General features: G+C 44.0%; 11 protein-coding genes. 1 reads left to right on the plus strand and 10 read right to left on the minus strand.

Features of this window, described 5'->3' with window-relative positions; all coding sequences use genetic code 11:
* Nucleotides 1–76 precede the first annotated feature (76 nt).
* The 9 genes from ABMY45_RS08010 to ABMY45_RS08050 form a co-directional block, all read right to left on the minus strand.
* On the minus strand, nt 77–778 hold the full coding sequence (locus ABMY45_RS08010; protein WP_206473723.1) for a TorF family putative porin: 702 nt from the start codon (nt 776–778) through the stop codon (nt 77–79).
* 12 nt (nt 779–790) lie between these two features.
* On the minus strand, nt 791–2,008 hold the full coding sequence (locus ABMY45_RS08015) for a BCCT family transporter (protein WP_239421516.1): 1,218 nt from the start codon (nt 2,006–2,008) through the stop codon (nt 791–793).
* Nucleotides 2,009–2,159: 151 nt separating this feature from the next.
* Complete coding sequence (betA, locus tag ABMY45_RS08020; RefSeq protein WP_239421517.1) at nt 2,160–3,827, minus strand: choline dehydrogenase; 1,668 nt, start codon at nt 3,825–3,827, stop codon at nt 2,160–2,162.
* A 9-nt stretch (nt 3,828–3,836) separates the two neighbouring features.
* On the minus strand, nt 3,837–5,300 hold the full coding sequence (gene betB, locus ABMY45_RS08025; protein WP_239421518.1) for a betaine-aldehyde dehydrogenase: 1,464 nt from the start codon (nt 5,298–5,300) through the stop codon (nt 3,837–3,839).
* A 1-nt stretch (nt 5,301) separates the two neighbouring features.
* Nucleotides 5,302–5,892 carry a transcriptional regulator BetI gene (betI, locus tag ABMY45_RS08030; protein WP_102058151.1) on the minus strand — a complete coding sequence of 197 codons (591 nt, stop codon included), beginning with the start codon at nt 5,890–5,892 and terminating at the stop codon, nt 5,302–5,304.
* Nucleotides 5,893–6,191: 299 nt separating this feature from the next.
* Complete coding sequence (locus ABMY45_RS08035; RefSeq protein WP_349288719.1) at nt 6,192–7,043, minus strand: transporter substrate-binding domain-containing protein; 852 nt, start codon at nt 7,041–7,043, stop codon at nt 6,192–6,194.
* A 214-nt stretch (nt 7,044–7,257) separates the two neighbouring features.
* On the minus strand, nt 7,258–7,470 hold the full coding sequence (locus ABMY45_RS08040) for a helix-turn-helix transcriptional regulator (protein WP_349288720.1): 213 nt from the start codon (nt 7,468–7,470) through the stop codon (nt 7,258–7,260).
* The gene (locus tag ABMY45_RS08045) at nt 7,463–7,963 is read right to left on the minus strand and encodes a hypothetical protein (protein WP_239421520.1); all 501 of its coding nucleotides are present in this window, start codon (nt 7,961–7,963) and stop codon (nt 7,463–7,465) included. Before ABMY45_RS08045 ends, ABMY45_RS08040 begins: the two co-directional genes overlap by 8 nt.
* Before the next feature lie 305 nt (nt 7,964–8,268).
* Nucleotides 8,269–9,180 carry a helix-turn-helix domain-containing protein gene (locus tag ABMY45_RS08050; RefSeq protein ID WP_349288721.1) on the minus strand — a complete coding sequence of 304 codons (912 nt, stop codon included), beginning with the start codon at nt 9,178–9,180 and terminating at the stop codon, nt 8,269–8,271.
* A gap of 103 nt (nt 9,181–9,283) precedes the next feature.
* Here ABMY45_RS08050 and ABMY45_RS08055 point away from each other — a divergent pair, with 103 nt between their 5' ends.
* Entirely contained in the window at nt 9,284–9,799 is a 516-nt protein-coding gene (locus ABMY45_RS08055) for a cysteine hydrolase family protein (RefSeq protein WP_349288722.1), read from the plus strand.
* A 130-nt stretch (nt 9,800–9,929) separates the two neighbouring features.
* On the opposite strand, the gene ABMY45_RS08060 is transcribed toward ABMY45_RS08055, so the two are convergent.
* The gene (locus ABMY45_RS08060; RefSeq protein WP_349288723.1) at nt 9,930–12,107 is read right to left on the minus strand and encodes a malate synthase G; all 2,178 of its coding nucleotides are present in this window, start codon (nt 12,105–12,107) and stop codon (nt 9,930–9,932) included.
* Nucleotides 12,108–12,196: the final 89 nt, after the last annotated feature.

The raw sequence follows: 12,196 nt of genomic DNA on the forward strand, positions 1-12,196 counted from the left end.
AAACATTTTGCCTTAAACGTAAAAAAATACCAGCCTAGATTAGGCTGGTATTACAATCATCACATCTTAATGCAAGTTACAAAGCAAATGTTCTCGACACAGAAAGTACAATACGTTCATCTGCCGTATCCCAATCTAAGCTCGTATTTTCAGCCGCCACTTCAATATCAAACCCTTTAAATGCAGTTTGATAAGCAAGGCGATAGTGATTGTAAGATTTATCGTTACCATCCCACGTATATTTATCGCCATCCAATGAATTGGAGATATCAAAGCTTGCTCTTAGTGCATGACCTTCTGCAATTTCAAAAGTATGTGCTACCATCGCAATAGTGTGACCCGCTTCGGTACCAAAATAATCCCAGCTGTACCAGAAATTAAATTCGGTTTGGCCAAATTCACTGGCGTAACCAAACTTAGTATAGATCTCTGGATAGTTACCGTCGCTTGAGTTGTCACCACCATGATAAGAATAGTAAGCAATACCATAGTCAACGCTCCAGCTTTGGTTCAGCTCGACGAAGCGACCAACGTAAAAGTCCCACTCTAGATCTGTGTCACCACCAAAATCGACGTTAGACGCCCAGCTTCCAACATATACACCGTTTGAAAAGGCTTTATCTATACTGCCTTGTAGGGCTGGGTCATTTTGCGTTTGACTCACACCGTTAAAGGTATAATCAGATACACCCGTTAGGGTTGCAGACCAGTCTGCCGCCGCATAGTTAGACGCGAGTAAAAGTGGTAGTGCACAAAGTGTTTTCTTTAAGGTTGTCATGTAGTTGTATCCCTAGTTTACTGATTCAATTTTTCTAAAGTCGATAAGGTTGTCTTTTGGCGAGCTATCAATCTTGCTCACAGTTTTGTATTTGCTATAAGCAATGTAACCAAAACATGAGAAGAACAAGCCTATAACTAACGCACCAACCCATTGGATCTGTAAAAAGTTTAGTTTAAATAACAGCGTAAGCAGTGATAACGCCACGATATTAAATAAAATATAGTTTCTTTTTCCTAAACGGCTAACTGTAAGGTTTAGGTTGTCTGTATATAGGCGGATCAAAGAGTCGAGTGAGTTAATTACAAACACCACGCCAACGAAGACCATTGCAAAGTTTTTAATACCCGCAGTAGGGATCCCAGCCTCATGGTAGTGATAAAGCACACTAAACCATGCAGCGATTGGAATAGACGGGAAAATCAACATCGCCGCTAGCACTTGATAGGTTTTCAAGCCCCCGACAAAACGCGATGTGAATTGCCCTATCATGATGCTCCACGCAAACCACCAAAACAGATAAAACTCGTGATAGTCATTCAGTGGCAACACAAACTGATCTAAATTGGTAAAGTAACCGCCGATCAGTGCCAAGTTGTTGGTATAGCTCGACATTGCACTGTCACCAAAGACAAACGCTGACGCCCACATAAAGGCGATTAAACCGATAAAGACCCATGTTGTCGTGATGCTTAAAAAACGCACGTACTTAAGGCTAGTGCTTGAGTAAACCGCAAAAGCAATCGCCGCAAACACAATCAGATAGAAACTAGGAATAATCGACTCACCGTCGCCTAAACTGGGTAAATACCAAGGTAGATTAGACAACAATAAGAATGCAGTAAACGCACAAGTACCGATAATAACTAGGTTATTAATGAATTTAACCCAAGGAATTTCAAAGAATTTTACCTTGGGCTCTATTACGCAGAAATAAAAGCACGTAAGAAAGTAGAACCCCCAGATTAAAAATCCCCAAAAACCAAACTCTATGGCCAGCGGATTAGTAAATGCATACTCTGGGCTTGCTTTTATGTCTGCGTAACCCGCAAACTCCGTAAGCGGAAACATGATGAGGCCAACATCTAGGCCAGAAGTAAATAAGATTGCAATAAAAGTGAACGTTCTAACCGGTGTAACACCAACGCACTGTAAATTCCCCCACTTCAATAAGATAAAGGCAATTGCCAATAGGGTGAAAATGATGCCTGCACTAAGCCATACTGTCATTGTCACCCTCCCAAAATTGATAGAAGTAACTCATTTTTTCTCCGTTGTTTTTATTTACATTATTCCCGCATTAACGCAGTGCAAACGATTTGCACTGCGTGCCACTGCAGGTCTCATATGGGGCACGAACTTTCCCATACGAGTGGCGAAACTAGATCTCCGAACTACGTTGAACCTGTTGCCAGTTTTGTGTCATAGCAACGTTTGCTCCCTCAGCGGCAAGTGGTGAATTGCCTAAAATCATATCCGCTGCTTTTTCCGCGACCATAATAGTCGGCGCGTTGAGGTTGCCATTTGGAATGGTTGGGAAGATAGATGAATCCACAACGCGTAGCCCCTTTACACCGTGCACACGGGTTTGTGAATCTACAACCGCCATTTCATCCTCACCCATTTTGCATGAACAAGAAGGGTGATAAGCACTTTCTACCGCTTGACGCACGAAAGCATCAATTTCTTCATCGGTTTGGATATGCTCACCAGGTTGGATCTCGCTCTGTCTAAAGTCATCAAACGCACTTTGCTCGATGATTTCACGAGTCAACCTGACACATGCTCTAAACCCTTCGATGTCTTCTTGTTCTGCCAGATAATTAAACTGTATTTTAGGCGCCACCGTTGGATCTGCTGATTTAATCGTTACTTCACCACGGCTCTTTGGTTTATTGTGGCCGACATGAACTTGGAACCCATGACCATCAAAGGCACTTTTACCATCATAGCGAATGGCTGCAGGTAAAAAGTGGTACTGAAGATCTGGCCACTCAACGCCCGCTTTCGAACGAATAAAAGCACAAGACTCAAAGTGGTTGGTCGCGCCAAGACCTGACTTATCAAGTAACCATCTTGCACCGATCAAGCCTTTAGAAATTAACCCCAACTTGCCATTCAAGGTGATGGGCTGCTTACACTTGTATTGGAAATAAAACTCCAAGTGATCTTGAAGGTTTTTGCCCACTCCGGGTAAATGGTGTTTTACTTCAACGCCTGCGGCAGTCAACGCTTCTTTATCGCCAATGCCAGATAATTGTAATAAGTGCGGTGAACCGATTGAACCTGCACTTAGGATCACTTCCTTCGCTGCATTCGCTTTTTTCAGGTTTCCTTTCACACTGTATTCAACGCCTGTAGCGGTTTTGCCATCTAACAGTATTTTTTGTACCAAGGCACCCGTGACTATGGTGAGGTTACTGCGATGTTTAATTGGATCTAAATAGGCGCGACTTGATGAACAACGCTTACCACCTTTTACGGTCATATGCATTGGCCCAAAGCCTTCTTGCTGCTCACCGTTATAGTCTTTAGTAAACGCATAACCCGCTTGCTCACCGGCGCTAATAAAGGCGCGATAGAGCGGGTTTGCCATTTCATTACCATTATTGGTGCCAAGCGGACCTTGCTCACCACGGTACTCGTCGCCACCTAAATACCAAGATTCAGCGCGCTTGAAGTAAGGTAAACAAGACTGATAATCCCAACCTTGTGCACCACTGTCTTGCCACTCGTCAAAGTCTTTAGCATGACCTCGAACGTACACCATGCCATTGATTGACGATGAACCACCAAGCACCTTGCCGCGAGGACAATGCATAACGCGATTGTCTAAGTGCGGCTCTGGCTCAGTATGGAACTGCCAAGCATATTTATCGGTATTCATTGGAATAGATAGCGCAGTTGGCATCTGAATAAAAATACTCTTATCACTACCGCCAGTTTCGAGTAGTAGCACTTTGTGCGCTGGATTTTCCGATAGGCGGTTTGCAAGCACACAGCCTGCAGAGCCTGCACCTACGATAATATAATCAAAATCAGTCATCATACTCCTCGATTAAAATGGACTTTCAATATCGCTCATACCAATATACACAGACTTAGTCTGGGTATATTGATCTAGCGTCTCGATGCCATTTTCGCGGCCAATGCCCGACTGCTTATAGCCTCCAACGGGCATTTCAGCGGGTGAGTTGCCATAACTATTGATCCAACAAATGCCAGCTTCTAGCTGGTGGATGACACGGTGTGCACGTTGAATATCTCTACTAAATACACCCGCGGCCAAACCTAAGTGGGTGTTGTTTGCACGTTGAATGACTTCTTCCTCGTCATCGAATACCAATACCGACATCACTGGGCCAAAGATCTCTTCTTTCACTATGGTCATGTCATCATGACAGTCGATAAATACGGTCGGTGCGACAAAGTAGCCGTTTGGCGCGGTTTCAGGACTAAGTGCCTCACCACCGGTCAGTACGGTTGCACCTTCAGCTTTGCCTTTTTCAATGTAATCCATCACCAGTGTGTGATGCTGCTTTGAGATTAGGGCACCAAGATTTACGTTTGGATCGAGCGGATCGCCCGCGATGATATTTTGTTCGGTACGCTGCTTTAACTCAGCTAAAAAGGCGTCGTAAACCTTACGCTGCACAAATACGCGTGTGCAGTTGGTACACACTTCACCTTGGGTGTAGAAGTTGCCCAACATCGCGGCACTTATCGCTTGAGAGATATCAGCATCTTCAAAAACGATAAGCGGTGATTTGCCGCCTAGCTCCATCGTCACTTCTTTTAAATTGCTTGCCGCACTTTGCATTACTTTTTTGCCAGTACCCACTTCACCGGTGAACGATACTTTTTCAATATCAGGGCTGGTAGTTAGCCATTGGCCCACCTCAGCGGCACCTTGTACCACATTGAATACGCCCGCAGGGATACCGGCTTCAATAAATATTTCGGCCAGCTTAATCGCGCCTAGTGGTGTTTCTTCCGATGGCTTGAAAATGAGTGCGTTACCAGCGGCAAGTGCAGGGCCTGATTTCCAACACGCAATTTGCAGTGGATAATTCCACGCGCCAATGCCTGCACAAATCCCTAGAGGCTCTTTGCGAGTATAGAAAAAGTCCCCTCCCACAGGCTGCTGAGTGCCAACTTGAGCGGGAGCCACCCCTGCAAAATATTCAATTACATCAGCGCCTGTTTGAATGTCTACACATTCCGCCTCTTGCCAAGGTTTACCTGTATCTAACACTTCAATCTTGGCAAGCTCATCATTGCGCTCGCGCAGCAGAGATACCGCTTTATGTAAAACACGACTACGCTCAATTGGCGCCATCGCTGACCATAATGCAAAGCCCGCTTTGGCACTTTCAATCGCAGCTTGCTGAACATGACTATCGGCAACCTCTACCTCGTAGATCACTTCATCCGTTGCTGGATTTTTTACTGCAAACTTTTCGCCTGAGTGGTTTGCCAAGAACTGGCCATGAATAAAATTTTGATATACAGGGACTGTCACATTATCCTCCAAACTGCTTAATAAGTGATTGAATGTAGCGTTTTGCGAGCGTTTCACTGTGATGAAACGCATGATGGTCAGCTTTGCTTAGCACCGCTCTTAACCAAAGTCCGTCAATCATACCGGCGGCAAGCTCAGCCGCTTCTTTTGCCTGTGCTCGCGGCATAAAAGCAGCAAACGAAGTCGCTAGGTTACTCTGCAGACGGCGACTGTTAACGCGCTGTAGTCGGTGAAGTTCATCATCGTGCATAGATTGCGCCCAAAAACTCAACCAGGTACGCGTCGTATTTGACTGCTGCTGTACCATGGCAAAGTTAGCTTCTACGATATACATGAGTCGCTGCTCGGCACTACAACCACCGCAGGTTTTGTCCAACAAACTGTATTTCAAGTTGTTTAATAGATAGCGCACGGTTGCTTCGATCAAGCCTTGTTTACCACCAAAATAGTGGCTGATGATCCCCGATGAGAGACCCGCTCTTTTACTGATACTATTAATAGTGGTTGCTTGTAATCCTAACTCGGCAACTGACTCTAAAGTGGCGTCAATTAGCTGCTGACGACGAACAGGTTCCATTCCGACTTTTGGCATAGCTTTTTATTAATTGACCGTTCAATTAAAATAAAGCTTAGGGTGATAAAGATGAGACTTCAAGGTTGACTTTTTGTAAAAAGCCAAATTTTTGACGTTTGTACCTAGGTTAATCCCATGATAGCTAAGGGGTTTTAAAGGATTACAAAAAATCTTAAAAAATTTTAAAAAATCTGAGATTTTGCAGGTATTTGCGATAATTTACCGTTTTGATGTGACAATTTGATTAAGTTTGGTTTGGCTATAAAACAACCAAAACCGAACCAAATGATGGAACTGAGTACGACTAAACATCCTTGCTAGTCAAGATTTGAAAGCAGTAACGGTTGGTAACTAGGAAACCTATTTGAGACAGTGGAAACCCCAAAAGACGCGTTTGACTGATAACTCGCTACTAACAATTCAATCTTAGGTTTAAGCGCTAAGATCGCCTCATCAATTTTACTTTTCAGCCTCGCACTAAAAACATTTTTACGCAGCAAAAAGTGTACTTGGTTATCATGTACCACGTAAGACCAAGCCTGCGCAGCGTCAAGCCCTCGCTCTTTGATAAAATAGTTCCCCGTGATCACATCATCCACAATAAAATCAACGCGCGCTTTCATTAGCATTTCAACCCGCCGTTGCGCACTGGCAATACTCACAAATTGATCTTTATAGCGGGGATCTTGTTTAAGCTTATCAAGTTCCTCTCCATAGTAAGATCCGATGCTCAACCCTATGGTTTTCGATTGCTTTAGTAATGAAGCTAAATCGGCAAGCGCTGTGGGAGGTGATAACGAAAATAATCGCATACGTTCAAAACGGTAGGGCAGAGAGAAATCTCCGTATGCTTCTCTATCTTTAGTGTAGCTAACCATTACTGCGACATCTATCACTCCTTTTGACATTTCTTCAAAAGTGCGAGCGCTGGAAGGGAGGCGAATATAGGTGGTACACACGGCAACATGCTGGAACACCATTTCGGCAATGTCTACGTCTAGGCCCCAAGGTCCAAGCTCATCAAACACAGTTAATGGCGGCCAATCGGCAACAACGCCAATATTCACCGTTTTACTGCATTCGCTCGCACTGACAGGGGGAAATACCAAACCCCACACTAATATAGCCATGCCAATCAAGTTATTCACTGATATGTACTGCTTAACCATGACACCTCGTGAGCAAGTCTATGACAATCGGCCTTATAACATGACGACTCAGTTCATTGCATAGGCACTATCTTTAGTAGTAACAATATATTTACCTAAAGCCTAGATTACAATGCCTAATTATTAAACTATTTAAGTCAAAAAACGTATCGGTGCTCACAGAAACAAAAAAGCGTGACGTAAAGCCCCTTTACATCACGCTTGTTTTGGCATTTTATGGCTGATATTCGAATACTTCTTCAATAGAGACATTAAATACATGAGCGATTTTAAAGGCGACTTCGAGCGAAGGGGAGTATTTTGCAGCCTCGATCGCCATAATCGTTTGTCTCGTAACACTCACTCGCTCAGCAAGCTCTTTTTGCGTCATTTCACCGCTCATAAAGCGTAGCATTCTGATTTTGTTTTTTATTGGTAAATCAGCCATACACAGCTCCCAAACGAGCTTTGACAAGCTGGGTTCCATAACCGACCAATTCAGCCAGCAAAAATGCAATCACTAAAATATGAAGTGGTGCAAATGGTAGTTCAAAAGGAAGCGCTTGCGGCCAATTTTGCGCTTCGGCAGAATACTGGAAAATAGAGATACACACACCAACCTGAAGCACCCAGTAGGCAGGTTTGCACCCAGATAGCGCAATCAACTTTTCACGCTCATCTAACGGCTTATCCATATCTTTATCGCTAACAAAGCTCAGTAGCAACTGACCTGCTATAGATGTCACGATAGAAATAACAATCACCTTAAGCAACAATCCTGATACCCAACTAGGATCTTGACGTAACTGCTCTGTAGCCGCTGTTATTTCGCCTAAATAAAAATACAAGATATAACCTGTTACCAAAAACTCTATCGCAATCGTTAAGTCACGGAAACTCAACGAGTCTAAAAACGCTTTAATCTTATTGTTGCTTTCCATGTTATCCTCACTTTACTCAAGGTTAAGTATTTTTTACATTGAAAGCGTAAACTTTGCTCAACAACAAGTCAAATATTTTTTTACTTTAAGTAAAGTTTAAATAACCAACCTGAACTCGGGGTAAGAAGTTAGTTATTAAACTAAAATCCCTAAGCTCAAAAGTGTAATATCACTCTAGCCAGAAGTTATTTCTTAATACAAGGCAAATTTGTGCGTCAATAGCTGGCCTATTGCAAGCAAATTTAACGCAGTAGTAAGGGGTAACAGCTGCTAGAGAACAAGTTGTTATCCCGGGTTCAGGTTAACTAGAAACGCTTTCGAAATTCGCTTGGTGTTAAGCCCATACATTTATTAAACACCTTACGGCAGGCTGTCGTATCCTCGTATCCTACCTGGTGCGCAATCCAATCAAATGGCTTGCTCGTGCTTTCTAATAAATCACACATTTTCTGCACCCGAAACCGTTGCAGATATTGATTTGGATTGAGTCCGAGCACCTTAGCAAAACGTCGCTGTAAGGTTCTTTGCGTAAGTAGAGCGATATCAGCTAGTTCTGTAATTGAAATATTGTGACCATAACGGGTGTTAATATATTGCTGAGCGCGCAGCACAGCATCGTCACCATGTTGAAAGTTTGGCTGAAATTGATGATAGTAGCTCTGCTCCCGCTGAGCCGTATCTACGACAAGCGTTTTGCCTAACTTGCGCATGACTAAGTGACTGCTATATTTTTTGACTAGCTCTAATCCAAGATCAAGCCATGACATCATGCCGCCAGCCGACATAATATCATTGTGATCGATTAAAATTTTTCGTGTATCAATAGGCTGGTTAGGAAAGTGCCGTTTAAATGCCTCAGTTAACCCCCAATGCGTGGTAAGTAAGCGCTGATGACTTAGCCCCGAGGCCGCAAGTATAAAAGCCCCCGCACAGGCAGAGGCGATAACTGCACCTTGTTGGTGCTGCTCGGTTAACCAAGCAAGTAATTGAGGTTCAGGTTTGAGGTAATAATCAGAACTAACACTCGGCGGCAATAACACAATATTGTAATCCCCCTTTACAGCACTACTAAAGGTGACAACATGTGTTGTAAAGCGGGTATCCTGTGACTCTTCGATACAAATTCTATCTGCTAGAAAAAACAGCTCTTCTAGACCATACACAGCCGACTTCATCGCATGAGGATAGTGACAAATCGCCACTTTGATTGGTTTCATCTACATTGTCGAATTTGAACTCAAAAATGTCATTTTAGACACTCCAGTCAAAGTTACAACTCCAGCACAATACCTCTGCAAATTAACCAACGAGGTAAAAGAAATGAACAACAGCGCACTATTGGTGATCGACATTCAAAATGACTACTTTCTTGGAGGGCTTTTCCCGCTATGGAATAGCGAAAATACACTAGCAAACATCAATACAGCTATCAAAAAAGCAGCAGAGCAAAACATGGAAGTCATTTATGTCCAGCACATAGCTAATCCAGAGCAAGGAAAAGCACCATTTTTCAATGCCGACACAAGCGGTGTCGAGCTTCATAATGGCCTACGCCAAGCGCAAGAAAACGGCCACCATATCGTAAAGTCCTATGCCGACAGCTTTGAGCAAACCTCCTTAAACGATTTGCTCCAATCTAAAGGTATCGACACTTTATATATCTGCGGCATGATGACACAAAACTGTGTAACCCATACCGCGCTATCGAAATCGGCGGAGCAGTACAATGTCTACATTCTCAGTGATTGCTGTACTACCATAGATGAAATGATCCACAAAATTGCGCTCAACGGTGTTTCAACACGAATTCCGTTAATCACCGCATCGCAAATATAGCCTATGCTCGTCGTGATAAATCACGACCTACAAACCCAACGTAGGTCGAGGTTTACCTCGACACAAGCATAAAAACCAAAAAGGCTGGATTGACCAGCCTTGATTTGAGTGACATCGAAATGAAAAGAGACTAATTAGCCTGCTGCTTATAGGCTTGTCGATAGGCGTGAAGTAGCGGCTCGGTGTAACCATTGGGTTGTACTCGGCCTTCAAATACCAAAGACAACGCCGCTTTATAGGCAAGGTTTTCACTAAGCGGTTTATGGTCATTGAGCATTGGTTGGTAGAGGCTGTCACCTTCGTTTTGACCATCTACTACAGCCGCCATGCGTCTAAAAGTTTTTTCTACTTGTTCTTCGCTACAAATACCATGATATAACCAGTTAGCGATATGCTGGCTTGAGATCCTAAGCGTTGCTCTGTCTTCCATTAATCCAACGTGATTGATATCAGGCACTTTTGAGCAACCTACACCTTGATCTATCCAGCGCACCACGTAGCCCAAAATGCCCTGCGCATTATTGTCTAATTCGGCTTGAATATCCTCCGCAGACAAATCGTTTTCTAACATCAACGGGGGCATAAGTAAGTTATCGAGCGATGCTTGCTGACGTGTTTTTATCTCAAGTTGGCGTGCAAACACATCCACATAGTGATAGTGCATCGCATGGAGCGTTGCTGCGGTAGGAGAGGGCACCCATGCAGTATTAGCACCAGACTCAGGATGGCCTTGCTTTTGCTCCATCATCAGCGCCATTTTATCTGGCATTGGCCACATCCCTTTGCCTATTTGTGCCTTTTTCCTAAAACCGGTTTTAAGGCCAATATCCACATTTTGATCTTCATAGGCCGCTATCCAAGACTGCCCTTTAATTGCCACTTTGGGCAATACAGGGCCCGCCAGCATTGAGGTATGAATTTCATCGCCTGTTCTATCCAAAAAGCCAGTATTGATAAATACTACACGCTGCTTAGCGGCAGCAATACACGCTTTTAAGTTTACCGAAGTACGGCGCTCTTCATCCATAATCCCCATTTTAATGGTATTTTTGGGTAGCGAGAGCAGCGCTTCAACTCGGCTAAATAGGGTATCAGTAAAAGCGACTTCTTCAGGCCCGTGCATCTTCGGTTTCACGATATTGATACTTGCTGCCGTCGAGTTTTTGAACGGACTATTGCCTTGTAAATCATGCAGCGCAGCCGTGCTTGTCATGATAGCATCTAAGATCCCTTCGAACTGCTCATTTCCTTCTGCATCCAGTACCGCTGGCGTTGTCATTAGGTGGCCAACATTGCGCACAAACATCATAGAGCGACCTTTTAGTGTCATACGCTGGCCTTGTGTATCTACGTAACTTCGGTCGGAATTTAGCGTCCGAGTCAGCGATTGACCTGACTTTTCGAAGGTTTCGCTCAAGCTCCCTTTCATCAAGCCTAACCAATTTTGATATACCAATACTTTGTCTTGTGCATCCACCGCCGCAACTGAGTCTTCACAATCCATGATTGTCGTAAGTGCAGCCTCAAGGACGACATCTTTGATCCCGGCTTTGTCTGCCTGTCCGATCGGATGGTGTGGATCAATTTGGATCTCAATATGCAGATCATGGTGGCGCAGCAATACCGCGCTTGGATTTTGTGCCTCCCCCTGATAACCCACCAGCTGATCAGGCTTTTGCAGTGCAACTTGGGTACTATCGTTGAGTGTAATCACCAAATTGCCGTCTAGAATCGCGTAGTTCGTACTTTCTATGTGAGAGCCTTCTGCCAACGGCAGTGCTTTATCGAGGAATTGCCTAGCATAAGCCATGACTTTAAACCCACGGTTCGGATTATAGGCTTGAGTACGCTCAGCACCATCCTCTTCGCCAAGAACATCCGTTCCATAGAGCGCATCATACAAAGAGCCCCAACGCGCATTCGCCGCATTGAGCGCAAACCTTGCGTTACTGACAGGCACCACTAACTGAGGACCGGCTGCGCTCGCAATTTCAGGCTCCACATGCTCGGTTTCGATGGCAAAATCTTCAGGCTCAGGCTGCAAATAGCCGATAGATTCAAGAAATGTCCGATATTCTGCCGATTGCCAATCAGGATGAGAGAGATGGTAATCGTCAATTTGCTGTTGCAGGGTATCGCGTTTGTTGAGTAACGCTTGGTTTTGCTTCCCAAGTTCCGAAAAAATATCCACTACGCCTTGCCAAAATTGATTGACCGCGATCCCCGTACCGGGAAGTAGAGATTGCTCAACAAAGTGCGCCAGTGGAGTCGAAATTTGGAAGCCTGAATGAGTGACATACTTGCTCATGGAGAGTCCTTGATTAACATTTTTTGAACGGGATAGGTCAAACATAAAACAATTTTTGGAAAAACGAACCCCTTTTCCCATTCACAAAA

Source organism: Pseudoalteromonas sp. XMcav11-Q (assembly GCF_040104525.1).
In the GTDB taxonomy this organism is placed as follows: domain Bacteria; phylum Pseudomonadota; class Gammaproteobacteria; order Enterobacterales; family Alteromonadaceae; genus Pseudoalteromonas.